At 64.0% G+C, this 22413-nt stretch carries 26 protein-coding genes; 16 read left to right on the forward strand and 10 right to left on the reverse strand.

Annotation, left to right across the window (positions count from 1 at the left end; translation table 11 throughout):
* Positions 1-35: 35 nt before the first annotated feature.
* Genes hemP through NKI70_RS20850 form a run of 5 tightly spaced genes read left to right on the forward strand, consistent with a single transcriptional unit; the run spans position 36 to position 4138 of the window.
* Positions 36-242, forward strand: a complete 207-nt coding sequence (hemP, locus tag NKI70_RS20830; protein WP_352587787.1) for a hemin uptake protein HemP — start codon at positions 36-38, stop codon at positions 240-242.
* A gap of 9 nt (positions 243-251) precedes the next feature.
* The gene (locus tag NKI70_RS20835; protein WP_352697828.1) at positions 252-1310 is read left to right on the forward strand and encodes a hemin-degrading factor; all 1059 of its coding nucleotides are present in this window, start codon (positions 252-254) and stop codon (positions 1308-1310) included.
* An 11-nt stretch (positions 1311-1321) separates the two neighbouring features.
* The gene (locus tag NKI70_RS20840) at positions 1322-2230 is read left to right on the forward strand and encodes a heme/hemin ABC transporter substrate-binding protein (protein WP_352587793.1); all 909 of its coding nucleotides are present in this window, start codon (positions 1322-1324) and stop codon (positions 2228-2230) included.
* A 5-nt stretch (positions 2231-2235) separates the two neighbouring features.
* Positions 2236-3339: a FecCD family ABC transporter permease gene (locus NKI70_RS20845; RefSeq protein WP_352697826.1), complete on the forward strand. Its 1104-nt coding sequence runs from the start codon at positions 2236-2238 to the stop codon at positions 3337-3339.
* Positions 3340-3349: 10 nt separating this feature from the next.
* Positions 3350-4138 (forward strand): heme ABC transporter ATP-binding protein, encoded by a 789-nt coding sequence (locus NKI70_RS20850; protein ID WP_352724869.1) that lies wholly within the window; start codon positions 3350-3352, stop codon positions 4136-4138.
* Positions 4139-4293: 155 nt separating this feature from the next.
* On the opposite strand, the gene rirA is transcribed toward NKI70_RS20850, so the two are convergent.
* Positions 4294-4755: an iron-responsive transcriptional regulator RirA gene (gene rirA / locus NKI70_RS20855; RefSeq protein ID WP_023676431.1), complete on the reverse strand. Its 462-nt coding sequence runs from the start codon at positions 4753-4755 to the stop codon at positions 4294-4296.
* Between the two features lie 191 nt (positions 4756-4946).
* On the opposite strand from rirA, the gene NKI70_RS20860 reads away from it, so the two are divergent.
* The 3 genes from NKI70_RS20860 (at position 4947) to NKI70_RS20870 (ending at position 7399) form a co-directional block, all read left to right on the forward strand.
* The gene (locus tag NKI70_RS20860; protein ID WP_352454554.1) at positions 4947-6251 is read left to right on the forward strand and encodes a DUF445 domain-containing protein; all 1305 of its coding nucleotides are present in this window, start codon (positions 4947-4949) and stop codon (positions 6249-6251) included.
* Between the two features lie 83 nt (positions 6252-6334).
* The gene (locus tag NKI70_RS20865; RefSeq protein WP_023676429.1) at positions 6335-6763 is read left to right on the forward strand and encodes a phasin family protein; all 429 of its coding nucleotides are present in this window, start codon (positions 6335-6337) and stop codon (positions 6761-6763) included.
* A gap of 138 nt (positions 6764-6901) precedes the next feature.
* Positions 6902-7399, forward strand: coding sequence for a MaoC family dehydratase (locus NKI70_RS20870; protein ID WP_292664992.1), 498 nt, complete (start codon positions 6902-6904; stop codon positions 7397-7399).
* A 30-nt stretch (positions 7400-7429) separates the two neighbouring features.
* Here NKI70_RS20870 and NKI70_RS20875 read toward each other — a convergent pair whose 3' ends face one another.
* Positions 7430-8833, reverse strand: coding sequence for an aminotransferase-like domain-containing protein (locus NKI70_RS20875; protein ID WP_352697823.1), 1404 nt, complete (start codon positions 8831-8833; stop codon positions 7430-7432).
* Positions 8834-8937: 104 nt separating this feature from the next.
* Between NKI70_RS20875 and NKI70_RS20880 the strand changes: the two genes are divergently transcribed.
* Positions 8938-9816 (forward strand): DMT family transporter, encoded by an 879-nt coding sequence (locus tag NKI70_RS20880; RefSeq protein ID WP_352697821.1) that lies wholly within the window; start codon positions 8938-8940, stop codon positions 9814-9816.
* Between the two features lie 42 nt (positions 9817-9858).
* Here NKI70_RS20880 and NKI70_RS20885 read toward each other — a convergent pair whose 3' ends face one another.
* The gene (locus NKI70_RS20885) at positions 9859-11286 is read right to left on the reverse strand and encodes an MFS transporter (protein ID WP_352724881.1); all 1428 of its coding nucleotides are present in this window, start codon (positions 11284-11286) and stop codon (positions 9859-9861) included.
* A gap of 191 nt (positions 11287-11477) precedes the next feature.
* Between NKI70_RS20885 and NKI70_RS20890 the strand changes: the two genes are divergently transcribed.
* Positions 11478-12371, forward strand: a complete 894-nt coding sequence (locus NKI70_RS20890) for a LysR family transcriptional regulator (protein ID WP_352697819.1) — start codon at positions 11478-11480, stop codon at positions 12369-12371.
* A 19-nt stretch (positions 12372-12390) separates the two neighbouring features.
* Here NKI70_RS20890 and NKI70_RS20895 read toward each other — a convergent pair whose 3' ends face one another.
* From NKI70_RS20895 to NKI70_RS20905, 3 genes are read right to left on the reverse strand one after another with little or no spacing between them, the layout of a single operon-like run.
* A complete protein-coding gene (locus NKI70_RS20895; RefSeq protein ID WP_352468726.1) occupies positions 12391-13431 on the reverse strand; it encodes a zinc-dependent alcohol dehydrogenase family protein in 1041 nt (346 codons plus the stop codon).
* A gap of 34 nt (positions 13432-13465) precedes the next feature.
* Positions 13466-14116, reverse strand: coding sequence for a maleylacetoacetate isomerase (maiA, locus tag NKI70_RS20900; RefSeq protein WP_023676422.1), 651 nt, complete (start codon positions 14114-14116; stop codon positions 13466-13468).
* Positions 14113-14823: a fumarylacetoacetate hydrolase family protein gene (locus NKI70_RS20905; protein WP_023676421.1), complete on the reverse strand. Its 711-nt coding sequence runs from the start codon at positions 14821-14823 to the stop codon at positions 14113-14115. The genes maiA and NKI70_RS20905 overlap by 4 nt, the downstream gene beginning before the upstream one ends.
* 372 nt (positions 14824-15195) lie before the next feature.
* Between NKI70_RS20905 and NKI70_RS20910 the strand changes: the two genes are divergently transcribed.
* Complete coding sequence (locus tag NKI70_RS20910; protein ID WP_352644719.1) at positions 15196-16218, forward strand: acyltransferase family protein; 1023 nt, start codon at positions 15196-15198, stop codon at positions 16216-16218.
* A gap of 19 nt (positions 16219-16237) precedes the next feature.
* Here NKI70_RS20910 and NKI70_RS20915 read toward each other — a convergent pair whose 3' ends face one another.
* Together NKI70_RS20915 and NKI70_RS20920 are read right to left on the reverse strand one after the other, a co-directional pair.
* The gene (locus tag NKI70_RS20915; RefSeq protein ID WP_023676419.1) at positions 16238-16726 is read right to left on the reverse strand and encodes a GNAT family N-acetyltransferase; all 489 of its coding nucleotides are present in this window, start codon (positions 16724-16726) and stop codon (positions 16238-16240) included.
* Between the two features lie 32 nt (positions 16727-16758).
* The gene (locus tag NKI70_RS20920) at positions 16759-17523 is read right to left on the reverse strand and encodes a copper homeostasis protein CutC (protein WP_023676418.1); all 765 of its coding nucleotides are present in this window, start codon (positions 17521-17523) and stop codon (positions 16759-16761) included.
* Between the two features lie 225 nt (positions 17524-17748).
* Between NKI70_RS20920 and NKI70_RS20925 the strand changes: the two genes are divergently transcribed.
* Both NKI70_RS20925 and NKI70_RS20930 read left to right on the forward strand, forming a co-directional pair.
* On the forward strand, positions 17749-18192 hold the full coding sequence (locus tag NKI70_RS20925; RefSeq protein ID WP_023676417.1) for an SRPBCC family protein: 444 nt from the start codon (positions 17749-17751) through the stop codon (positions 18190-18192).
* A gap of 119 nt (positions 18193-18311) precedes the next feature.
* On the forward strand, positions 18312-18767 hold the full coding sequence (locus NKI70_RS20930) for a carboxymuconolactone decarboxylase family protein (RefSeq protein WP_023676416.1): 456 nt from the start codon (positions 18312-18314) through the stop codon (positions 18765-18767).
* 27 nt (positions 18768-18794) lie between these two features.
* On the opposite strand, the gene NKI70_RS20935 is transcribed toward NKI70_RS20930, so the two are convergent.
* Positions 18795-19703 carry a LysR family transcriptional regulator gene (locus NKI70_RS20935; protein WP_023676415.1) on the reverse strand — a complete coding sequence of 303 codons (909 nt, stop codon included), beginning with the start codon at positions 19701-19703 and terminating at the stop codon, positions 18795-18797.
* 128 nt (positions 19704-19831) lie between these two features.
* On the opposite strand from NKI70_RS20935, the gene NKI70_RS20940 reads away from it, so the two are divergent.
* The 3 genes from NKI70_RS20940 to NKI70_RS20950 are packed head-to-tail and all read left to right on the forward strand — an operon-like array spanning position 19832 to position 21926.
* Positions 19832-20335 (forward strand): nuclear transport factor 2 family protein, encoded by a 504-nt coding sequence (locus NKI70_RS20940; protein WP_051406120.1) that lies wholly within the window; start codon positions 19832-19834, stop codon positions 20333-20335.
* Positions 20336-20394: 59 nt separating this feature from the next.
* The gene (locus NKI70_RS20945; protein ID WP_352697817.1) at positions 20395-21378 is read left to right on the forward strand and encodes an alpha/beta hydrolase; all 984 of its coding nucleotides are present in this window, start codon (positions 20395-20397) and stop codon (positions 21376-21378) included.
* On the forward strand, positions 21375-21926 hold the full coding sequence (locus NKI70_RS20950) for a nuclear transport factor 2 family protein (protein WP_352697815.1): 552 nt from the start codon (positions 21375-21377) through the stop codon (positions 21924-21926). The genes NKI70_RS20945 and NKI70_RS20950 overlap by 4 nt, the downstream gene beginning before the upstream one ends.
* A gap of 37 nt (positions 21927-21963) precedes the next feature.
* Here the strand turns inward: NKI70_RS20950 and NKI70_RS20955 are convergent, their stop codons facing one another.
* Positions 21964-22395, reverse strand: coding sequence for a cupin domain-containing protein (locus NKI70_RS20955; protein WP_352635535.1), 432 nt, complete (start codon positions 22393-22395; stop codon positions 21964-21966).
* Between the last annotated feature and the right edge of the window lie 18 nt (positions 22396-22413).

A 22413-nucleotide genomic window follows, 5' to 3' on the forward strand; every position in this document is an offset into this window, starting at 1 on the left:
GCCAGATGCCCGGCACAGGAAAAGGGATCGAACCAATGAACACGCACAATCCCAGCGACTTTCGCTATCGCGTCCGCCGTTCCGACGAAAATTCCGTCCGTTTCGACCGGATCCAATCGGCCGTGAGAACGCTGTCCAGCAACACGCTGTTCCAGGGCGAGCACGAGATCGGCATCGAGCATCATGGTGCGCTGTACCGGCTGAAGATCACCCGGCAGGGCAAGCTCATCCTCAACAAGTAGGTGGTAGAAATGGACCAGCGCGTAAAACCCGCCCCACACGAGATCCGGCGGGCACGGGCAGACAATCCGAAAATGCGCGAGCGCGACCTCGCCGCCCAGCTCGGTATTTCGGAGGCCGAACTGGTCGCCGCGCATTGCGGCGACGGCGTCGTGCGCGTCGAGCCGCGTGTCAACGACCTTTTGACTTGCCTCGAAGCTGTCGGTGAGGTGATGGCGCTGACCCGCAACGAAAGCGCGGTGCACGAGAAGATCGGCGTCTACGACAAGGTCGTCACCGGCAATCACAATGCCATGGTGCTCGGTGAGAATATCGACCTGCGCATTTTCCCAAAAGTCTGGGCGCACGGCTTTGCCGTGGAAAAGCGCGATGGCGCCGACATCCGCCGCAGCCTGCAGTTCTTCGATACCGCAGGCGAGGCGGTACACAAGGTGCATCTCAGGCCAGCCTCCAACCTTTACGCCTATCAGAAACTGGTGGCCGGGCTGGAATCGCCGAACCAGGAGCCGACGGTGGCGATTTCAGCGGGCACGGCCGACGAGACCGAGACTGCGGACAACCCGGCGAGCATCGACGATCTGCGCGACCGCTGGAGCCATCTGACCGACGTGCATCAGTTCTTCGGCATGCTGAAGACACTGAAGATCAGCCGCCGACAGGCGGTGCGCATGGTCGGCCAGGACTACGCCTGGCTGGTCGACAAGGATGCGGTGAACGCCATGCTCAACCACGCCGCTGCTGGCGCCATGCCGATCATGTGCTTTGTCGGCAATCGCGGCTGCATCCAGATCCATTCCGGCCCCGTCGCCTCGATCAAGCCGATGGGACCATGGCTCAACGTGCTCGACGAGACCTTCCATCTGCACCTGCGGACCGACCACATCGATGAGGTCTGGGCCGTGCGCAAGCCGACCAAGGACGGCTATGTCACGTCGCTCGAAGTCTATGGCGCCGACGGCAAGATGATCATCCAGTTCTTCGGTAAGCGGCATGAAGGCGAAAGCGAGCGCGAAGACTGGCGCTTTCTGGCCGAAAACCTGCCGCGTATCCCAAGCCCGACCGCAGCTTGAGGAAAACGACGATGGTTCTTTTCTCCAGGCTGGCATCGGTCTCCAGGTCGGCGCTTGGTCCTGTGGCCGCTGTTTTCCTGGCCTTCGCCGCGCTGATGACGGCTCAAGCCGCCGAGGGCATCGCGACTTTCGCCGATCGCTCGAGGATCGTGGCTATTGGCGGCTCGATCACCGAGATCGTCTACGCGCTCGGTGAACAGGATCGTCTTGTCGCGCGCGATTCGACCAGCCGCTATCCGCAAGCGGCGGCGGAACTGCCTGATGTCGGCTACATGCGCCAGCTGTCGCCGGAGGGTGTGCTGTCGGTCAATCCGTCGGGCATATTGGCCCTGCACGGCAGCGGACCGAAGGAAGCCGTCGACGTCTTGAAGAAATCAAGCATCCCGTTCATCGAGGTGACCGAGCGCTATGATAATCAAGGCATTCTCGAAAAGATCCACATCGTCGGCAAGGCGCTCGGCACCGAGGCCAAGGCCGATGCGCTGGCGGTCCAGATCGATGCCAGGCTGAAGGCAGCCGAAAAGCAGACCGCCTCGATCAAGGATCGCAAGCGCATCCTGTTCGTGCTGTCGATGCAGGGCGGCAAGCTGCTTGCCGCCGGCAGCGACACCGCCGCCGACGGCATCATCAAGCTTTCGGGCGGCATCAACGCCGTCGACGGCATTGCCGGCTACAAGCAATTGTCGGACGAGGCAGTCATCACCGCCAGGCCCGACGTGATCCTGATGATGAACAATGCCGGACCGGCCACCGCGGATGACGAATTGTTTTCGAACCCTGCCGTGGCTTCGACGCCGGCGGGTGCCGCCCGCAAGCTGATCCGCATGGACGGCGGCTATCTGCTCGGCTTCGGCCCGCGCACGGCCGACGCCATCCACGACCTCGCCGTCTCGCTCTATGGCGGCCAGGTCACGGATTGAGCGCGATGGCCGATCATTCGATCGCCGGTGCGGCGGGCATCATGGCGACGGCAGCCGAGGGTGACCGTTCGCGGCGCGCCCGCCTCGTCGTCGTGCTGCTCTGCGTCGGGCTGGCTATCGCCGTGCTGTTGTCGCTGACCTCCGGCGCATCCGATGCCTCGGCCATCGGCGTCATGCATGACTGGCTGTTCGGCGCGTTGCCCGGCGACGCGGCGTTGAGCGCCCGCGACCACCTGATCATCCATGACATCCGTCTGCCGCGCATCATTATGGGCGTGCTGATCGGCGCATCGCTTGCCGTCTCCGGTGCCGTCATGCAGGGGCTGTTCCGCAATCCGCTGGCCGACCCCGGCCTGATCGGCGTTTCGGCCGGATCGAGCCTCGGTGCGGTCGCCGTCATCGTGCTTGGCTCGACCATGCTGGCGCCGCTGACTTCGGCGCTCGGCACGCTGGCTCTGCCGCTGGCTGCGTTCTGCGGCGGGTTGGCGACGACATTGCTGCTCTATCAGGTTGCGACACGGCAAGGCCGAACCTCGGTCGCCACCATGCTGCTCGCCGGCATCGCGCTGGCGGCGCTTGCCATGGCGCTGACCGGCATCCTGATCTTCATGGCCGACGACCGGCAATTGCGCGACCTGACCTTCTGGCAGCTCGGTTCGCTGGGCGGCGCAACCTGGCAGAAGATCGGCTCGGTCGGGCCGGTCATCGTGCTGGCGCTGGCGGCAATGCCGTTCCTGGCGCGCGGCCTCAACGCGCTGGCGCTCGGCGAGGCCACGGCCGGCCATCTCGGCATTCCGGTTCAGCGGCTGAAATACACCGCGATTGTCGGCGTCTCGGCAGCGGTCGGCGCGTCGGTCGCCGTCAGCGGCGGCATCGGTTTCGTCGGCATCGTCGTGCCGCATCTGCTGCGTCTGCTGATCGGCTCCGATAACCGTTACCTGCTGCCGGCATCGGCCCTGCTTGGTGCGGCGCTGCTGCTTTTGGCCGACGCCGTCGCCCGCACCATCGTCGCCCCGGCCGAATTGCCGATCGGCATCGTCACCGCTGTCGCCGGTGCGCCGTTCTTCCTGTGGATCCTGCTGCGCAAGCGCGGCGTCATCGACCTGTGAAAGTTTGCCTATGATCGAAGCGCGCGATGTCTCGGTGGCGATCGGCGGCAAGCGCATCGTCGCCAACGTCGATTTCGAGGCGCGGCCGGGCGAAGTCGCGGCCATCGTCGGCCCCAACGGTTCGGGCAAGACGACCTTCCTCCGAGCACTGTCCGGCGATCTTGGCTATTCGGGAGAGGTCACCGTCAGCGGCCGCAATCTATCCGCGATGAAGCCGGTCGAGGCGGCGACGGTCCGTGCGGTGCTGCCGCAGGCGACGACGCTGTCCTTCCCGTTCACCGTGCGTGAGATCGTCAGGCTAGGCCTGGTCGGCGGGCGCTCCGGCGCGTTGCCCGGCGAGGACCAGCGCCTGCCCGAACGGGCGCTGGCTCGCGTCGACCTCGACGGTTTTGCCGGCCGCTTCTACCAGGAGCTGTCCGGCGGCGAGCAGCAGCGCGTGCAGCTTGCCCGCGTTCTGTGCCAGGTCTGGGCGCCGGTGCTTGACGGCAAGCCGCGCTATCTGTTCCTCGACGAGCCGGTGTCCAGCCTCGATATCAAGCACCAGCTGATCATCATGGACATCGCCCGCGATTTCGCCAGACGCGGCGGCGGCGTGGTCGCCATCCTGCACGACCTCAATTTGACGGCGATGTATGCCGACCGGATTTTCGTCATGCATCGCGGCAGGCTCGCCGCTACAGGTTCGCCGCAACAGGTGCTCAGCGACGAGCTGATCGAAAAGGTCTTCGATTGCCGGCTGAAGGTCGGTGTGTTGCCGGCGGCAAACATGCCGTTCGTATTGCCGCAGTCGGTCTGTTGATATTCAGGTGATGCCGGCCTGCAAATGGCGGTTTCCTGCGCTTCCGGTACTCACGTACCCAAACGTACGCTCCGTTCCGGTTCTCGGAACCCACCATTTTCGGCTCGGCCTGACCTGAATCTCAACAGACCTCACCAACTGAGATGCGACCAAAATCAGGCGGCCGGCGCCCTTTGCACCAGCATGTCGATGCCGAGCAGGTGGCGCACATTCGGGCGCGCCGCCACCAGATCGGCGATCGTGTAGCGCGACAGCACGGCGAAGAAGGCGTTGAGCGCTTCGCGCAATGCCGAATTCAAGGCGCAGCTGTCGACCAGCGGACATTCGGCGGCGTCGTTCTCGAAGCACTCGGCCATGGCAAAGCTTTCCTCCGTCACCCGCACGACATCGAACAGGCTGATTGATTCGGCCGCGCGGCCGAGCCTGACGCCGCCATTCCTGCCGCGCACCGTTTCGATCAGGCCGTTTTCGACCAGCGGCTGCAGGATCTTGAACAGGAAAAGTTCCGATACCGAATAGGCGGCGGCGATCTCGGGGATGCGGCTCAACCGCTCGGTGTTGGCGGCGCAATACATCAGAATGCGCATGGCGTAGTTGGTCTGACGGGTAAGCCGCATTGTGTCCTCACATAACAGTGGTTGGCGTCAATATGGCCTATAGTTTGGAACAATTCCAGACTGGCGCTGCATAATAGATGAATTCCGGCGTCAAGTTTGCGTGCACGATTGCGCGCACCGGAACCAGCGGCGCGCTTTCTGGGGCAGGCGACACTAGATAAGTTCGCATACACGATCAGGAGCGGCCCATCATGTCACGACCAGCCCCGGCATTTGCATCCGTCGCGTCCGTCCGGTTCGACGCCGATGCCGACGCCAAGCTTTCGGCGCTCAGGCGCACCAAGTTCGTTGCCGCCGCAGCGCTTGCGTTTTGCGTGCTGGTCTTTGCGGTGGCGAAATCGCTCGAGAGCCGGCATGCGTGGTTGGGCTTCGTCGCCGCTTTCGCCGAGGCGGCGACGATCGGCGGCCTGGCGGACTGGTATGCGGTGGTGGCGCTGTTTCGGCGGCCGCTTGGCCTGCCGATCCCGCATACGGCCATCATCCCGGAAAACCAGAATCGCATCGCCGACAATCTCGGCCGCTTCATCGAGGTGAATTTCCTGGCGCCGGAACCGGTGCGCGAAAAGCTCGCCGAGGTCGACTTTTCCGCGCTGGTCGCGGACTGGCTGGCCGACCCGAACCGCGCCGCCGATTTGTCGCGCTTCGTCGGCCGGCTGGTGCCGCAGACGCTGGCGGCGGTCGAGCAATCCGGACTGCGCGGCTTCGTCACCAGCCGTATGCTGGAGCAGATCGAAAAGGTGCCGCTGGCGCCGCTCGCCGCCGAGCTGCTGTCGGCGCTGACTGACGATCGCCGCCACCAGAAATTATTCGACGAGTTCACCAAGGTGGTCGGCCGCTTCCTGAGCGACGAGCAGGCGCTGGCGACGATGCGCGAGAAGATCCGCGAGGAACTGCCGTCGCTGTTCAACCTGTTTCGCGCCGACGCCTATCTGTTGAAGAAGATCATTGCGTCGGCCGGCTCGCTGCTCGATGAGGTGCGGGCCGATCCGCACCATCCGATGCGAGCCGAATTCGACCTTTTCGTCGAAACCTTCGTCGAGCGGTTGAGGACATCCAAACAATATGCCAGGCGCGCTGAAAAGCTGAAGCGCGATTTCCTTGCCCGGCCAGAGCTCAGCGCGCTGGCCGGCGATATGTGGGACAGCCTGCGGCTGTTCATCGAACAGGACGCCAAGGCGCCGAATTCGATGATCCGCGACCATCTCGCCACCATGTTCGTCGAGGTCGGCCGCCATCTTGCCGACGACGCGCAGATCAGGGCCGACATGAACCAGGGGTTCATCGTGGCGCTGGCGTCCTTCGTCGAAAGCCAGAAGAGCGGCGTGTCGAAGTTCATCGCCGACCAGGTCAAGCGCTGGGACCTCGCGCAACTGACAAGGCTTATCGAAATGAATATCGGCAAGGACCTGCAATATATCCGCTTCAACGGCATGATCATCGGTGGCCTTGCCGGGCTCGTGCTCTACACTGCCGAACGGCTGTTTCTTGTCGGCTGACTCGTCCGAATGGACCGCTGAGCTTCGCTGCACTATCTTCCGTGCAGTGGCGGCGTTCACGGCAACAAGGGGAGAGAACCAGCATGGCAAAACGACCGGAGTCCGAGTCCTTCATCGACATGTTCGGCAAGTTCGGCCGCGACCTGAAGCTGCCGAATGTCGACGTCGAGGCGATCCTCGCCCACCACGCCAAGAACCTGGAAGCGCTGGAGAAGTCGGCACGGGCGAGCGCCGCTGGAGCCTCGGCGCTGTTGTCAAGGCAACGCGAGATGCTGCAGGACACGCTGCGCGAAATCACCGACATGGCACAAAGCTACAGAGCGCCCGGCAATCCGCAGGAAATGATGCAGAAGCAGGCGGCGTTCGCCAGGAAATCCTTCGAGACCGCGCTGAAGAATGCCGGCGAGATGGCCGAACTGGCGAGGGCGTCCGGCACCGAATCGATCGAAATCCTGCGCAGCCGCATCAAGGAGGCGATGGAGGAGATCCGCGCCGGCCACGACAAGAGGTAGCTGTTCCCCGGCAGCACACTTGCCGGCGGCGAAGACTGGCGGTTCGCGGGCCGAAGATTATGCGCTGGAATCGCATTGGCGAATTGACAGGGGCGGCCCGTCGTGGTCCGGAACAGGCAAGCGATCGGGAAAGCAGGAATGACGCAGATACGGCCGAGGACGCCGCCGACCTTCGAGCAACTCAGGGCGATGGCCGGGCAGGAATTAGGCGTCTCGGACTGGACGCTGGTCGATCAGCACCGCATCGACCAGTTTGCCGAATGCACGGGCGATCATCAATGGATCCATGTCGATCCCGAGCGGGCGAAGCGGCAAAGCCCGTTCCGCACCACGATCGCGCATGGCTATCTGACCCTGTCGATCATCGGCGCGCTGGCGCTCGAGATGGGGATCGTACCCGAAAACACGCAGGCCGCGTTCAATTACGGTTTCGACAAAGTGCGCTTCGTGGCGCCGGTCAGGGTCGGCTCGCGAATCAGGCTGCGCACCACGCTGTTGTCGATGGAAGACAAAGGTCCGGGGCAATATCTAATGAAGGCCGCCAATACGGTCGAGATCGAAGGCGAGCAGAGGCCGGCGCTGACCGCCGAGACGCTCGTCATGCTTTACGCACGCCGCAAGCGGGCCGGCACCTGAGAGGTCAGCCTCAGTTTTGCGGCAGCGCAATCAACGCGACATCGCCTCTTCAAGCGCCCTGAAAATCCGGTCATCTCCGGACTGCGCGACGTTGAAGCGCATGAAACGGCTGGCCGACCGAGACAGGCTGAACGCATTGCCGGGCGCAAGCACGACGTTGGCCGACAAAGCGTGACGGGCGACATCCGCGGCATCTATCCCCTCCGGCAGCCTGCACCACAAAAACATGCCGGCGGGCTGATCTATCCATGGCACGATGCCGATCGCCCTGAGGCGGGTGCCGGTTTCTTCCATGGCGCGCGTGAGCCGCGCGCGCAGCAGATCGACGTGCTTGCGATAGAGGCCGTCCTTCAGCAGCGTCAGTACCAGTTCGGATGCAAGCCGACCGCTGCCAAACGACGTGGCGATCTTGAGATCGATCAATCCTTCCATCCAGTTGCGAGGAGCGGCGATGAAGCCGCAGCGCACCGATGCCGACAGCGTCTTGGAAAAGCTTCCGATATGAATGACCCGGCTGAGGCCGTCGAAGGCCGCCAGCCTGGGCGCGGACGTGTGTTCGAAATCGGCGAAGATATCGTCCTCGATGATCGTCAGCCCCGACGGGTCGGCGAGCTTCAGCACCCGATGGGCAACGACCGGGGACAATATGGCGCCGGTCGGATTGTGGAGCGCCGAATTGGTGATGTAGAGGCGCGGCCGATGCTCGTTCAGTGCCTGCGCGAACAGCTCGATGTCCGGACCCGAGCGCGTGTAGGGGACGCTGATCACCTTGGCCCGATGGGCGCGCAACAGGGCATGGAAGTTGAAGTAGCAGGGATCGTCGACCAACACCGTGTCACCCGGTTCGAGCAGGAACCGGCACAGCAGGTCGATCGCCTGGGTGCCCGATTCCGTCAGCATGATCTGGTCCGGAGAGGCTTCGATGCCGTGCTCGGCCATGCGCCGCGCCAGCAGATTGCGTAGCGCCGGCAAGCCGAGCGGCGTGCCGTAGTCGGTCAGCGCGGCGTCGTCGGCGCGGGCCGTCGTCCGCAGTGCCCGGCGCAATCCAGCCTCGGGCATCCATGTTGCCGGCAGCCAGCCGCAACCCGGTTTCAGGACGCCGTCGCCGGCTTCCAGCGATTGGCGCGAGACCCAGAGCGGGTCGACGGCACGGTCAAGCCTGGGGCCGATCTCGGCCAGCGACAACGGAGCCAACGGTCCGGCGGCATAGAAACCCGAGCCGGGCCGCGAGCGGATCATGCCTTCCGCCGCAAGACGCTCATAAGCTTCGACCACGGTGGATTTGGAAACCTGCATGGCCTTGGCGAACGCCCGGATCGAAGGCAGCCGCATTCCCGGTGTCAGGCTGCGCGCGGCGATCCTGTGCCTGATCGTCGCCATGACGCTTTCGACAAGCGTCCGGCTGCCTTCATCAGTTGTCGTCTGCTCGTCCATCCGTACTGCTCGCCCTACCATGACGGTTTTATCAAACTGTACCTGATTGTCTCTGGCGGAGCCATACGCCCGGCCCGATAGAGGGCGAAATCAGCGGGGCATCGATGGACAAGGCGGCGAGTAGTTGGGCGGCGAGTGGCTGGATCAACGGGTTCATAGGCGTGCTGATCTTCAGCGGTTCGCTTCCGGCGACGCGCGTGGCGGTGATGGATTTCGATCCGGTGTTCGTAACGGTCGCCCGTGCGGCTTCGGCGGGCATCCTCGGCCTGGCGCTGCTGCTCGTTTTTCGTCAGAAGCGCCCGGAGCGGCGAGATCTGTTCCCGCTGGCGATCGTGGCGCTTGGCGTCGTGGTCGGTTTTCCCCTGCTGACGGCGCTGGCGCTCAAGCACATCACGTCGGCTCACTCCATCATTTTCGTCGGCCTGTTGCCGTTGGCGACCGCGATCTTCGGTGTGGTTCGAGGCGGCGATCGCCCGAAGCCGGCGTTCTGGCTGTTCTCGTGCCTCGGCAGCGCCCTTGTCGCCGGTTTCGCAGTCACGCAAGGCCTGTCGGTCTCGCCGCTCGGCGACATCTTGATGCTGGCCGCCATCATCGTGTGCGGATTGGGCTATGCCGAAGGAGCGGCGCTGTCGCGCAAACTCGGCGGTTGGCAGGTGATTTCGTGGGCGCTGGTGCTGTCGCTGCCCCTCATGCTGGCGCTGACGTTCATCACCATGCCGCCGTCGCTCGAAAGTGCCGGCAGGGGCGCATGGATTGGTCTGGCCTATGTCTCGCTGTTCAGCATGCTGATCGGTTTCGTGTTCTGGTATCGCGGCCTGGCGCAAGGCGGCATCGCCGCGGTCGGGCAGTTGCAACTGCTGCAGCCCTTCTTCGGCCTGGGGCTGGCGGCAGCGCTGCTGGATGAGCAGGTCAGTCCCGCCATGATCGCCGTCACCGCCGCCGTCGTGCTTTGCGTCGTCGGTGCCAAGAGATATGCGAGATAGGTGCGCCGGCTGCCGGAGTTGCATGCGAACCGGGTGGAATCCTCAAGGATGCTTGGCAACGATATCAGTTCGCCCGGCAGTGGCGCGGGCTGAAAATACCGCAAGGATCAGCGCCATCAGCACCAGGCCCGTCGCCACCTGGAAGGTGACCTGCATCCCTCGTGCCGCTGCCGCAGGTGCCAACACTGCCAAGCCAGTGCCTTCCCCAGCCGATGCGAAGGCAAACACTGCGCCCATCACGGACGCACCGGTGATCAGGCCGAGATTGCGCGACAGATTGAGCAGGCCGGAGACGACGCCGCGCTGGTCGGATGCGACGCCCGTCATCACGGCCGAATTGTTGGAGGTCTGAAACAGGCTGTAGCCGGTGCAGACGATGATGATCGGCACGACATAGCCGGCAATACCGAATTCCGCCCGCGACAGAGCAAAGGTGCCAATAGCGAGATCGAACAGGCCGACGATCATGATCCGGTTCGCCCCGAAACGATCGACCAGGCGTCCGGCCGGCAGCGCCGCCAATGCGGTAACCAGAGGGCCGGTCGACAGAACCAGCCCGACCATGGCTGCGTCCAGCCCGAGCGCGCGCGACAGATAGAATGGTGCGACCACCAGCGTCGCCATCATCACCGTGGCGACGATCAGGTTCATGGCGAGGCTTGCGTTCAACGCCTGGTCGCGGAACCTCGCAGGTTGGATCAAAGGGTTCTGGACCCTTGTCTGCGCAATGACAAACAGCAGGCCAGCCACGGTTGCGGCAATCAGCAAGCCGACATTGAGAGAACCAAAACTGCCACGCCCAAGGGTCATGGCGAGCGCATAGGCGGCTAGCGTCAGCGCGAGCAAAGCCGTGCCGATCCCGTCGAAACCGCGCCGACCTGGCGTCTTTTTTCCGGCCGACAGGAAGCGCCAGGCAAGCGCAAAGACCAGCACCCCCAACGGCAGATTGATGAGGAAGATCGCGCGCCAGCCGAGGCCGGCAATCAACAGTCCGCCAAGCGAGGGGCCAAGCGTGGTGCCGATCGCCGACATGGCGCCGAGCAGGCCCATGACGCTGCCGGTTTTATCCCGGGGAACCGCGTCGGCGACAAAGGCCAGCGTCAGAGCCATCATAATGGCCGCGCCGAGCCCCTGTGCCGCCCGTGCGGCGATCAGCAGCCAGAGCGTCGGCGCGAGCCCGCAAAGCACCGATGCGAAGGTGAACAGGGCAATGCCGCCGAGCAATAGCGGTCGGCGGCCGAATATGTCGGCGAGCCGCCCGGCGCTGACAATCAAGGTGGTGATGGCGAGCAGATAGGCCAGGACGACCCATTGCACGAGCTGGAACGATGCGCCGAACGCCTGCATCAGCGATGGCAGCCCGACGCTGGCGATGCTGGTGGCGAGCGACGACAGCAGCGTTGAAAGCGACAGGCTTGCCAATGCCCATCGGGCCGAGCGGACGCTCACCGGGGCCACGTCATTCCCGATCTTTTCAGCCCCGGCCTTTTCAGCCCAAGTCTTTTCAACGATCGATGCCACGGTGAACTCCTCTGCCGGCAAGCCCCAAACCGGAGCTGTCGGAAGCTATTCCCTCGCATGATGTGGCGGAAGGCGCAGTATCTGCATCTTATTCGTGCACGAAACGCCACATCACGGCCGAGCTGTGCTATGGTCCTTCCATGTCGTCACCCGATCTCAATCTGCTTGTCGCCCTCGAAGTGCTGCTGAGCGAGGGCAGTGTGGCGCGTGCTGCCGCGCGGCTGCGCCTCAGTCCCTCGGCGATGAGCCGGACGTTGGCGCGGTTGCGCCAGGCGACAGGCGACCCATTGTTGGTCCGGGCCGGCCGTGGCCTGGTTGCGACGCCGCGCGCGCTCGAATTGCAGCAACAGGTAGGCCGAGTCGTCCAGGATGCGGAAACGCTGCTGCGCCCGGCCAAGCTCCTCGACCTCTCTGCTCTCGACAAGGTCTTCACGCTGCGCGCCAACGAAAGTTTCGTCGAGGAGTTCGCACCGCGTCTTCTGACCAGTGTCGAAGCGGATGCACCTGGCGTGCGGCTGCGTTTTGCGCCGAAATCCGACAAGAACGACATGTCGTTGCGTGACGCGGCGGTTGATCTCGAAATCGGGGTTGCCAGTGAAACGAGTCCTGAAATGCGCATTCAGGCGCTGTTTCGCGACCGCTTCATCGGTGCGGTGCGAACGGGTCACAGGCTGGGCGAGGGCCCAATGACGCCGGAACGCTATGCGGCCGGCCGCCACATCAGCGTTTCGCGGCGTGGCCGCGAAAAGGGCCCGATCGACGAGGCCTTGAAACTGCTCGGTCTCCAGCGGACGATCGTGTGCATGGTTTCCAGCTTCTCGGCCACGCTCGCCATGGCGCGCGCCTCCGATCTGATCGCCAGCGTCCCCGAACGGCACACGCTGGGCGCGCGCACGGGCATGTACAGCTTCCCGTTGCCGGTCGATATCGAGGAGGTCACCATTTCGATGCTGTGGCATCCGCGACTCGATGCCGATCCGGCACAACGCTGGCTGCGAGCCTGCGTGCGGGAGGTCTGCGCGTCGTTTCGCTGATCCAGACTCAGGGCGTGATCTAGAATCTGGTCACCACGCCGATGCCTATGCCTTCGAAGCCGCCCATCGCCATCAATGCGGCCGGCGCTTCTTCGAGGCTGATCTTCTTGCCGACCAGCAGTTCGGGTTTCAGCTTGCCGGTGCGGATCATCTCCATCATCGCCTGGTAGCGGAAGGCCTGCATGCCGTGGCTGCCGCGGATTTCGAGCTCGAATGCGATCACCTTGTCCATCGGTATCTGCGGCCTGGCATGGTCGCCGAGCATCAGGCCGACCTGCACGTGGCGGCCGCGGCGGCGCAGGTTTGCGATCGAGTTGAACGAGGTACTGGGGTGGCCGAGCGCGTCCATCGACATGTGCGCGCCGCCATTGGTGATCTGCTTGACCGCCTTGACCACGTTCGGCGTCTTTGCCGCGTTGATCGTCGCCACCGCGCCGATCTTTTTGGCAAAGTCCAGCTTCTCGTCGGTGAGGTCGATGGCGACGACATTGGCGCCCATGGCGCTGGCGATCATGATCGCCGACAGGCCGACGCCGCCGCAGCCGTGCACCGCCACCCATTCGCCGGGCGTCACCCGGCCCTGGTCGACGATGGCGCGGAACGAGGTGACGAACCGGCAGCCGAGGCTGGCGGCGGTGGCGAATTCCATCTCGTCGGGCAAGCGCACGAGATTGGTGTCGGCATGATCGATGGCGACATATTCGGCGAACGAACCCCAGGCGCTGAAGCCGGGCTGGAACTGATGTTCGCACACCTGGTGGTTGCCCGACGTGCATTCGAAGCAGCGGCCGCAGCCGACGGCAAACGGCACGGTGACGCGCTCGCCGCCCTTCCAGCGGGTCACCTGGTTGCCTGCGGAGACCACGACGCCGGCCAGTTCGTGGCCCGGCACATGCGGCAGGCGGATGCTGTCGTCGTGGCCCATCCAGCCATGCCAGTCGCTGCGGCAGAGGCCGGTCGCCTCCACCTTGATGACGACGCCTTCCGGTGCCGGCTCCGGATCGGGAACGGTCTGGATCGTTGGCGTTTCGCCGAACTTTTCGAAGACGACGGCTTTCATCGGCAGTTCCTCATCACTTCATGCAATTTGCGGTCTACTCGGCATCGATCTGGTTCTCAGGCGCGGCCTTCTGGAACGCCGGCAGCGCCATGCAGGCGGCATTGATGCGCGAGATCGTCGGGTAGGGCGTCATGTCGACGCCGAAGCGGGCATTGCTGGTGACCTGTGCGACCAGGCAGATGTCGGCCAGCCCCGGCGTGTCGCCATGGCAGAATGTCTTGGTCTCGGGCGAGGAAGCCAGAATCTTTTCAAGCGGCTGGAAGCCTTCATTGACCCAGTGCCGGAACCAGTTGACGACATCCTGGTCGCCGGCGCCGAACAGTGTGCGCAGCGAGGTCAGCACGCGCAGATTGTTCACCGGATGGATGTCGCAGGCGATCATCTGCGCCAGCATCCTGACGCGGGCGCGGCCAGGCGCATCCTTGGGCAGCAGCGGCGGCTCAGGCGTGGTCTCGTCGAAATATTCGATGATCGCCAGCGATTGCGTCAGCAGCGTGCCGTCGTCCAGGACCAGTGCCGGCACCAGCCCTTGCGGATTGACCGCGAGGTAGGCGGGTTCGAGATGCTCGCCGTGGCGCAAATGATGCGGCACGTAGTCGTAGGACAGGCCCTTCATCTCCAGCGCGATCCGCACCCGGTAAGAGGTCGAGGAGCGGTAGTAGTTATGGAGGACGATGTCGCTCATCGGATCGGTTGGCCGATGGTCAGTTCGATTTCGCCGATGCCGTCGACGCCACCGGTGATCTTTTCGCCCGGCCCGACGGCGCCGACGCCAGCCGGTGTTCCGGTGAAGATCAGGTCGCCGGGCTTAAGCTCTAGCGCCTCGCTGCAAATCGAGACGATGTCGGGAACCGGCCAGATCAGTTCGGCAAGGTCGCCGTCCTGCCTGATCTCGCCGTCGACCGCGAGCCAGATGCAGCCCTTTTCGGGATGACCGGATTTTTGCGCCGGGACCAGCGGGCCGCAGGGCGCTGAACGGTCGAAGGCTTTCGACCAGTCCCACGGCCTTGCCGCCTTTTTCGCCTCGTCCTGAAGGTCGCGGCGAGTCAGGTCGACGCCGACGCCGTAGCCCCAGACATGGTCCAGCGCGCGCTCGCGCGGGATGCGAAAGCCGGCTCTGCCGATCGCGACGACCAGCTCGATTTCGTGATGCAGGTTTTGGGTCAGTGGCGGGTAGGGGATCGTGGTGCCCGAACCGACCACCGAGTCGACCACTGCGTCGCCTGGTTTGGTGAAGAAGAAGGGAGGGTCGCGCTCGTCATTGCCGAGCTCGCGGGCATGGGCTGCGTAGTTGCGGCCAACGCAGAAGATCCGGCGCACCGCAAAACGCTCCGGCGAGCCGGCCACGGCCACCGACGGGGTTGCGGGCAAGGGAAGGACGAAGCCGGTCATGCACTGTCTCTGTTTCAGTGGATATGTCGCCGGCACATTCGACCGATTTGGCCGGTCGGGCAAGGCATTGCATCGCGCAAAGGCTAGGCCTGCCGCACGGTGCCGCGGAAATCGCCGGTACATTTTGCTCTGCCGGCCAGATGGCAATGTACCATTTGGGAATAAGCCGGCCACGGCGCGAAGCGCCTGCCGCCAACGCCTGAGACTGTCGACCGTTGGTTTCGGGGAACGGACGTGACAGCCCCTTTCGGTCCGTCCTGTGCTTCGGGCGTGTCGTTATCTCGCACTTGCACAAAGTTCTGGTGCGCTGCAATATAGCTGGAGGAATGCGGCCTCCAGCCCGCCTTTCGCAGGTTCAATGAAGGGACCGGCATGACGGACATTTCCGCGACGCGTCTTGTCGTATCCAGGCCTGTGGCCGACAGCTCGGCAAGAACCAGGCTTGCCTATCTCGACGGCTGGCGCGGCCTGTCGATCGCGCTGGTGCTGATCGGCCATTTCTTCCCCGTTCCCGGCATCAATCTCGGCGTCCTGGGCGTCGAATTCTTCTTCGTGCTCAGCGGCCGGCTGATGGCCGAGATCCTGTTTGTCGAATACTATCCGCTGAAGAAATTCTTCAAGCGCCGGTTCTCCCGCATCTACCCGGCACTACTCATCTTCGTCGTCGCCGCGATGGTTGCCTTGTCCGGCACATTCATCGCCTTCAAATGGAAGGCGGCGCTGACGGCGCTGACGTTCACCTACAACTATGCCGGAATTCTCGTCACCCGCGCCGGCGCGCTCGACCATATCTGGTCGCTCTGCGTCGAAGAGCACGCCTATATCATCCTGGCGCTGATCAGCGTCGTCGTCTCGGGGCGGTCCCGGGTCATCATGTTGCTCGGTGCATTGTCGGTGCTGGCCATGGCAAACGGCGCCATCTCCTACTGGGTGCTCGCAATAGGCTACGAGGGCACCTATTGGCGCACCGACGTGCACATCGCCTCGATCCTGCTGTCGGCGGTGATATGCCTGCTCAAGGCCGACGACAGGCTGCCGGCGCTGCTCAAGGGGCCGCATGTCGCCCCGGCGGCCTCAGTAGTGGCTGTGCTCCTTTTCATGGCTGCCGTGCCAACCCCGATCCACTATCTGGTCGCGGTGCCGCTGTTGGCACTCGCCGTCAATTTGCTCGACTTCAGCAGCCGGTATCTGACCGGGTTTCTATCGTCCCTGCCGATGACGATGCTGGGGCTGTGGTCGTATTCGCTCTATCTTTGGCAGCAGCCCTTTTATCAAATCGTCGACATAAAAGGCAGTTCGCCGTGGTTGATGCTTGCGGCGGCGTTCGCTTGCGCGCTGTGCAGCTACTACATCATCGAAAAGCCGGCCCGCTCCTGGCTGAACCGCAATTGGTAGGGCGAACGGCGCCCGCCGTTCAGCCGGCGATCCGTCTTGCATAATACCGCACGGCTTTCCTGCCGCCGTGGATTACCGCGTCGCCCACTTCCGCAAAGCCGAGTGCGGCATGGAAGGCGTCCGAAGCCGGATTGGGTGGCTCGGCATTGACTTCGCAGGTGACGATCGCCTGGCCCGCGCGTGACGCCTGCTCGAACAGATCCTCATACAGCCGGCGGGCATGGCCGCGGCCGCGCGCTTTGGCGCCGACCACGACGCGGTCGACGTAGACGAACCGCGGATAGCGCTCGCGAAACCACAGGAAGTTGGGGCTGTCGTAGCTCGCGTCCTGGTCGAAGGTCATGATGAAGGCTTCGAGTGCACCGATGCGGCGCGTGTAAAACGCTTCGCCGAGCAGGAAGGACAGGCGCTCAGGTTCGAGCCATGATAATTCCGCAGCGTGCTCGTTGTTGAGCGCGAGGATGGCGGGCTCATCCTGCGGCGAAACCCGTTCGATCGGCAAACGCATTTCGATCATGTTTTTTCTTCGATCTTCCAGGATCATGTCCGGGCAGCGGCGATGGTCGCCGCCACCAGCGCCTCGTCGGTCACGGTGTTGCGGTATTCGCGGTCGAGGTCGGTGCCGCCCATGCCGACTTTCGGGTTGCGGTAGCGCATGGCACTCGGCACGTCCTTGAGCGCGGCGAAGTGCATTTCGCTCAACCCGGTTTTCCTCCGCACCTTGCTGATGTTCTCGGGATCAAGCCCGCCGCAGCCGAGGATGATGATGCGGTCGCCGGCCTGCCTGACAAGCTCGGCGAGCAGGTCCGCGCCTTCCAGTGCCGTGTCGCGCTGGCCGCTGGTCAGCACGCGGCCGACCTTGCAGCGGATCAGCGCTTCCAGCGCCTCGGTCGGGTCGCGGGTCATGTCGAAGGCGCGGTGGCAGGTGACGTTCAAGCGTCCCGCCGCCTTAACCAATTCGCTCATGCGCTGTTCGTCGATAGTGCCGTCGGCAGCGAGGCAACCGACGACGACACCGGCGACGCCGAGCTCGGCAAGCGCGCCGACATCGGCGAGCATCGAACGATATTCGGCTTCGCCATACAGAAAATCGCCGCCGCGCGGCCGCACGATGACGTGGAACGGGATCGTCGCCAGCTCGAGCGCGGCGCGCACCGTGCCGAAGCTCGGCGTGATGCCGCCCTCGATCAGGCTGGCACAGAGCTCGACACGGTCGGCGCCTGCGGCTTGCGCGGCCAGCAGGCCGTCTATGCCTTCGACGCAGATCTCGATCAACGGGAGGCGAGGGCGTTCGGTCTCGGTCATGGGCGATCCGTCGATGATTTCAGCTGGCCAGCGGTAGCATCGGGCATGGTGCGATGAAAGCCGGAAGTGTTGGCTCAATGTGCTTGCGGGCGCGCCTGCCATTCCGCCGCTTGACACATTCATAACTTAAGCGTTATACGTAACTCATAGCTGGTGGGTTATTGGTTCTCATGGAGAGCGCGTTGTTGATAGCCCAGCCAAACCGCAAACAACGGGTCCGAAGTCATGACTGAAGCAACCACAATCGAAACCAAATCCATTGTCGTCGAGCGTCTGATCCCGCATGCGGCTGAAAAGATATGGCGCGCACTGACCGTGCCGCATCTAGTTGCCGAATGGCTGATGGAGAACGACTTTGCGCCTGAGCAAGGCCATCGCTTTACCTTTCGCGCGACGCCGGTGCCTGGCTGGTCCGGCGTGACGAACTGCGAGGTGCTGAAGATCGAGCCGCCACGCCTGCTAGCCTACAGCTGGGGCGACGGCACCGAATCCGACAGCGGTCTGAAGACCGTGGTGACATGGTCGTTGACGCCCGAAGGTACAGCGACGCGGGTGCGCATGGAGCATTCCGGGTTCCGGTCCGAGGACGAGCGCGGCTACATCGGCATGGGAAGCGGTTGGCCGCGCATTCTCGAGCGGCTTGAGCGGGTGACTGCCTCGCAAAGCTGAAGATCCCGGCGCTCGCCTTGCCGCAACGCGGCGGCCGGCGAACTGACAGAACCAAGACATATCGAGACCCCGGATGTTCGTCGTCCGGGCTTGAAAAAACACGCCCGAAGGAGACCACTATGCAAGCACGATTGAAAAACCCGGTGGTGCTCATTCCCGGCGCCTTGCAGGCGCTGCTCGCGCTGGACAAGTCTACGGAAACGGCTGACCTGTCCTATGTGACGCGCAAGCTCGTCCATTTGCGCGCCAGCCAGATCAACGGATGCAGCCTCTGCGTCGATATGCATGCGCGCGAATTGAAGAAGGCCGGCGAAAAGGACGAACGCATCTTTGCCGTGTCCGCATGGCGGGAGACACCCTACTTCACCGACGCCGAACGCGCCGCGCTGGCACTGACCGAGGCGGCAACCCGGTTGGCCGACCGGCCGGATCCGGTGCCGGATGCAGTCTGGGACGAGGCCGCCCGGCACTATGACGAAAAGGCGCTTGCCGCCCTGGTCGTCCAGATTGCCCTGATCAACGCATTCAACCGGCTCAACGCAACCACCAGGCAGATGGTCGGCGCCTGGGGCTGAACGGGGCCGGATTCTCGAAAAGCCACATCAGATCCGCAGCTTGTGCGAATTCGCGCGGACGAAGTCGATGAAGGCCCGCAGCTTCGGTGGCACGAGGCGGCGGCTGGGATAATAGAGGTGGAGCGGCTCGTAAGCGGGACAGAAAGGCTCCAGCACCTTGACCAGCGCGCCTGAGGCGAGAAGCGGCGCGGCGAGGCCCTCGACCGCGAAGGCGAGGCCAAGCCCTTGCGCGGCGGCGGTAATGCACAGCGGAAGCGTGTTCACGACCAGGCATGCGTCCGGCGTGAATGCGACTTCGCGTCCCTCCACAATGAACTCCCAGGGCGAAATCGCGCGCGTGCGGGTCAGGGCGAATGCGATGCAGCGATGGGCGGCGAGGTCGGCCGGCCGCTTCGGTGTGCCGTTGCGCGCCAGATAATCGGGGCTACCCACCGCGACCATCTGCAGTGGCCCGCCCAGACGCGCGCCGATCATGTCTTTCTCGAGAAGTTCGCCGATGCGCAGGCCGGCGTCGAAGCCATCGGCGGCGATATCGACGAAGCTGTCGTCGAAAATCAGACTAAGCCGCACTTCGGGATAAGCATCCATGAACGGCCGCATCAGCGGCTCGATCAGCAGCGGAGCGGCGATCCACGGCAGGCTGAGCCGCAGCGTGCCGGCGGGACGATCGCGGCTGTCGCGCAGAGCCGCACCAGCCGCCCAGATATCTTCGGCTGCCGGACGCACATGGTCGAGGTATTGGGCGCCAGCTTCGGTCAAGCCAACGCTGCGGGTCGTCCGGTTGAGCAGCCGCACCCCCAGGCGCTCCTCGAGCCCCTTGACCGCCTCGCTCAACGAGGCCGGAGCGACGCCGAGCTCGGCGCCGGCGCGGGTGAAGCTTTTGGCCTCCGCAACCTTGACGAAGGCGACGATGCCGCTGAATTGGTCGAGGCGCATTGTAAGGATTTTCCAAATAGCCCTATCGAACTCTACTGGTTTTTCCGGCGAACGAAAGGCGTCATGTTGGGTCCGACGAACGGGCCTCGGTGTTGGGAACGGCTCGAACGGGCAAGGAGACAGGACCGATGACCAGGCTTGCTTTACTCGCCGCCGGCACTCTTCTGGCGGTGTCTGCCGCCCCGGCGCACAGCGGGCCACTGGAAGACCGCAATATCCAGCTCATCAAAGACTACTACGCAGCTTACGCGACCGGCAATCCCGAGGCCGTGCGGCCCTTCCTCGCGCCCGACATCGTGTGGCGCATTCCCGGTCATCATCCGCTCGCCGGCGACAAGCGCGGGCCGGACGAGGTGGTCGCCTTCTTCCGCGGCCTGGCCGATGGCAAGTTCAAGGCCGAGCCGATCTTCTTCCAGGCGCAAGGCGACCTCGTGGTCGACGTCCATCGCGGCTGGTCGAATGTCGGCTCAGGTCCCGAGATCGACCAGTTCTACGCGCTGATGTTCCGCATCACGGACGGCAAGATCGCCGAGGCACAGAATTTTTTGACCGACATGTACCAGTCGGACGCTTTCTACTGGGCGCATTACCCGCTGAAGCCACTGCCCAGCCGACTGGCTGGCGAGCGCTGAGACGGCGGTCTTTCTCGCAACGCGCCGCGCTTCTCATTCCAAGCCAAAGGAGACTTGCGATGCTTAAAACCCTGACACTTGCCGTAGCAACCACCGCCGCGCTCGCCGCCTCCAATGCCTTCGCCGCACCGCGCGTCGAGCGCGTCGCTTTTGCCTCGTACGGTGAGCAGATCATCGGCGAGCTCTATCTCCCGGAGGATCTGGACGCGGCGAAACCTCGGCCGGCGCTGGTCGTGACCGGCGCCTGGATGACGGTGAAGGAACAGATGCCGGCCCGCTACGCCCGCGAGATGGCCGATCGCGGCTTCGTCGCCTTGACCTTCGATTTTCGCGGCTGGGGCGAAAGCGGCGGCGTGCGACGCCAGTACGAGGATCCTTACGCCAAGATCGCCGACATCGAAGCGGCGGTTGCCTATCTCGCGAGCCGGCCCGAAGCCGATCAGGACCGCATCGGCGGGCTCGGCATTTGCGCCAGCTCCGGCTACATGGTCACCGCCGCCGCCGAAAACGCCGCGATCAAATCGGTCGCCCTCGTTGCGCCCTGGTTGCAGGATGCCGAAGTGGTCGAGCAGGCCTATGGCGGCCGGAATGGCGTCTTCAGGCTTGAGGCCGTGGGCGATGCGGCCAAGGCTGAGTATCGCCGCACCGGCAAGCAAGCGTTCTTGCCGGCCGCGAGCCTGACCGACGAGCGCGCGATCATGTTCAAGGTGCCTTACTACACCGAACCCGATCGCGGCATGATCCCGGCGTGGCGCAACGAGGCCGATCCGGCGTTCTGGCGCGGCTGGCTGACGTTCGACGCCATCCAGGCTGCTCCGCGCCTGCACCAGCCTTTTTTGATGGTGCACAGCGAGGCGGCTGCCATTCCGAAGGGGGCGCACAAATTCTACACGCGGCTGACCAGTTCCAAGCGGGAGCTGTGGCTCGACAATGTCACCCAATTCGATTTCTACGATCGTGCCGCGCCGGTGAAGGCGGCGAGCGATGCCGCCGCCGCGCACTTCCGCGCGACGCTCGGCAGTGCGGGGGAGGCGGGACAATGAGCCTCGTCACGCGCCGGCATGTCCTGGTCTCGGCGATTTCCGCTGCGATGATTTCCGCCGTCTCGGCGCCCGCCTCGAGCGCGCCGGGAGATGCGCTGACGGTCAAAGACAGGATCGCAATCACCGAGGCAGTGGCCGGGATCGGCCTCTATGCCGACCTGCGTGAATGGAACCGGGTCAGATCCTATTTCGCGGCCCGTGTCACGACCGACTATACCAGCCTCTTCGGCGGCGAGGTCACGACCAGCGGCCGCGACGCGCTGATCGCCCAATGGCAAGGGCTGCTGCCGGGCTTCGACGCCACCCAGCACCTCATCACCAACATCATTGTCGAAGACGCGGACAACGGTGCGGTTGCACGCAGCCATGTCCGCGCAACCCATTGGATCGGTTCCCGGTTCTGGACGGTTGGCGGCAGCTATCTCCACCGGATGGTGCGGACGCCTGAAGGCTGGCGCGTCAAGGCAATCTCCATCCGCCGCTTATACGAAGAGGGGGATCGCGCGGTGCTGGCCGCCGCCGCCGACCGGGTGAAAGCTGCGGAGTGAATCCGGTGTTCCTTGCTGGAGTGCCCGACGACCGCAGTTACTGGCGCAACACCGTGTTCTTGGTACCTTCTTCGACCTGGTCGATGACAAGCAGCTTGACCGGATCGGCGCCGACATTGGTCGCCTGATGCCATTGCCCGATCATCTCGATGATGAAATCACCTGTTTGATAGGTGTTGCTCTTGCCGGTCTCGACGTTGGTGACCTGAAGCGTGCCGGCCTCGACATAGGCATAGCGCGGAAACGGATGCTTGTGGACCGGCAAGGTCGCGCCCGGCGCGATCTGATAGGCCGAGACCAGGACCTGGACGTTCTTCTGCGGCAGCGTGATCGGCTGGCCGGACGCGGTCTCGGTGTGAGAGGCAAGCGGGGTCACGATGACCGGCGTGCCGCTGGCATCCAGCGCCTGGGCGCTGTTTGCAAACAGTGGAGCCGCGAGCAGCAGCATCGATGCCAAGATTTTTCGCATGATTCCCCCCGAGCTGCG

The sequence above is a fragment of the Mesorhizobium sp. M0500 genome, from assembly GCF_040321165.1.
Taxonomy (GTDB): domain Bacteria; phylum Pseudomonadota; class Alphaproteobacteria; order Rhizobiales; family Rhizobiaceae; genus Mesorhizobium.

What these genes read in the sequence shown, in the direction of transcription:
- hemP (WP_352587787.1), top strand. Translation starts at nt 36, where the DNA reads ATGAACACGCACAATCCCAGCGACTTTCGCTATCGCGTCCGCCGTTCC.
- NKI70_RS20835 (WP_352697828.1), top strand. Translation starts at nt 252, where the DNA reads ATGGACCAGCGCGTAAAACCCGCCCCACACGAGATCCGGCGGGCACGG.
- NKI70_RS20840 (WP_352587793.1), top strand. Translation starts at nt 1,322, where the DNA reads ATGGTTCTTTTCTCCAGGCTGGCATCGGTCTCCAGGTCGGCGCTTGGT.
- NKI70_RS20845 (WP_352697826.1), top strand. Translation starts at nt 2,236, where the DNA reads ATGGCCGATCATTCGATCGCCGGTGCGGCGGGCATCATGGCGACGGCA.
- NKI70_RS20850 (WP_352724869.1), top strand. Translation starts at nt 3,350, where the DNA reads ATGATCGAAGCGCGCGATGTCTCGGTGGCGATCGGCGGCAAGCGCATC.
- rirA (WP_023676431.1), bottom strand. Translation starts at nt 4,755, where the DNA reads ATGCGGCTTACCCGTCAGACCAACTACGCCATGCGCATTCTGATGTAT.
- NKI70_RS20860 (WP_352454554.1), top strand. Translation starts at nt 4,947, where the DNA reads ATGTCACGACCAGCCCCGGCATTTGCATCCGTCGCGTCCGTCCGGTTC.
- NKI70_RS20865 (WP_023676429.1), top strand. Translation starts at nt 6,335, where the DNA reads ATGGCAAAACGACCGGAGTCCGAGTCCTTCATCGACATGTTCGGCAAG.
- NKI70_RS20870 (WP_292664992.1), top strand. Translation starts at nt 6,902, where the DNA reads ATGACGCAGATACGGCCGAGGACGCCGCCGACCTTCGAGCAACTCAGG.
- NKI70_RS20875 (WP_352697823.1), bottom strand. Translation starts at nt 8,833, where the DNA reads ATGGACGAGCAGACGACAACTGATGAAGGCAGCCGGACGCTTGTCGAA.
- NKI70_RS20880 (WP_352697821.1), top strand. Translation starts at nt 8,938, where the DNA reads ATGGACAAGGCGGCGAGTAGTTGGGCGGCGAGTGGCTGGATCAACGGG.
- NKI70_RS20890 (WP_352697819.1), top strand. Translation starts at nt 11,478, where the DNA reads ATGTCGTCACCCGATCTCAATCTGCTTGTCGCCCTCGAAGTGCTGCTG.
- NKI70_RS20895 (WP_352468726.1), bottom strand. Translation starts at nt 13,431, where the DNA reads ATGAAAGCCGTCGTCTTCGAAAAGTTCGGCGAAACGCCAACGATCCAG.
- maiA (WP_023676422.1), bottom strand. Translation starts at nt 14,116, where the DNA reads ATGAGCGACATCGTCCTCCATAACTACTACCGCTCCTCGACCTCTTAC.
- NKI70_RS20905 (WP_023676421.1), bottom strand. Translation starts at nt 14,823, where the DNA reads ATGACCGGCTTCGTCCTTCCCTTGCCCGCAACCCCGTCGGTGGCCGTG.
- NKI70_RS20910 (WP_352644719.1), top strand. Translation starts at nt 15,196, where the DNA reads ATGACGGACATTTCCGCGACGCGTCTTGTCGTATCCAGGCCTGTGGCC.
- NKI70_RS20915 (WP_023676419.1), bottom strand. Translation starts at nt 16,726, where the DNA reads ATGCGTTTGCCGATCGAACGGGTTTCGCCGCAGGATGAGCCCGCCATC.
- NKI70_RS20920 (WP_023676418.1), bottom strand. Translation starts at nt 17,523, where the DNA reads ATGACCGAGACCGAACGCCCTCGCCTCCCGTTGATCGAGATCTGCGTC.
- NKI70_RS20925 (WP_023676417.1), top strand. Translation starts at nt 17,749, where the DNA reads ATGACTGAAGCAACCACAATCGAAACCAAATCCATTGTCGTCGAGCGT.
- NKI70_RS20930 (WP_023676416.1), top strand. Translation starts at nt 18,312, where the DNA reads ATGCAAGCACGATTGAAAAACCCGGTGGTGCTCATTCCCGGCGCCTTG.
- NKI70_RS20935 (WP_023676415.1), bottom strand. Translation starts at nt 19,703, where the DNA reads ATGCGCCTCGACCAATTCAGCGGCATCGTCGCCTTCGTCAAGGTTGCG.
- NKI70_RS20940 (WP_051406120.1), top strand. Translation starts at nt 19,832, where the DNA reads ATGACCAGGCTTGCTTTACTCGCCGCCGGCACTCTTCTGGCGGTGTCT.
- NKI70_RS20945 (WP_352697817.1), top strand. Translation starts at nt 20,395, where the DNA reads ATGCTTAAAACCCTGACACTTGCCGTAGCAACCACCGCCGCGCTCGCC.
- NKI70_RS20950 (WP_352697815.1), top strand. Translation starts at nt 21,375, where the DNA reads ATGAGCCTCGTCACGCGCCGGCATGTCCTGGTCTCGGCGATTTCCGCT.
- NKI70_RS20955 (WP_352635535.1), bottom strand. Translation starts at nt 22,395, where the DNA reads ATGCGAAAAATCTTGGCATCGATGCTGCTGCTCGCGGCTCCACTGTTT.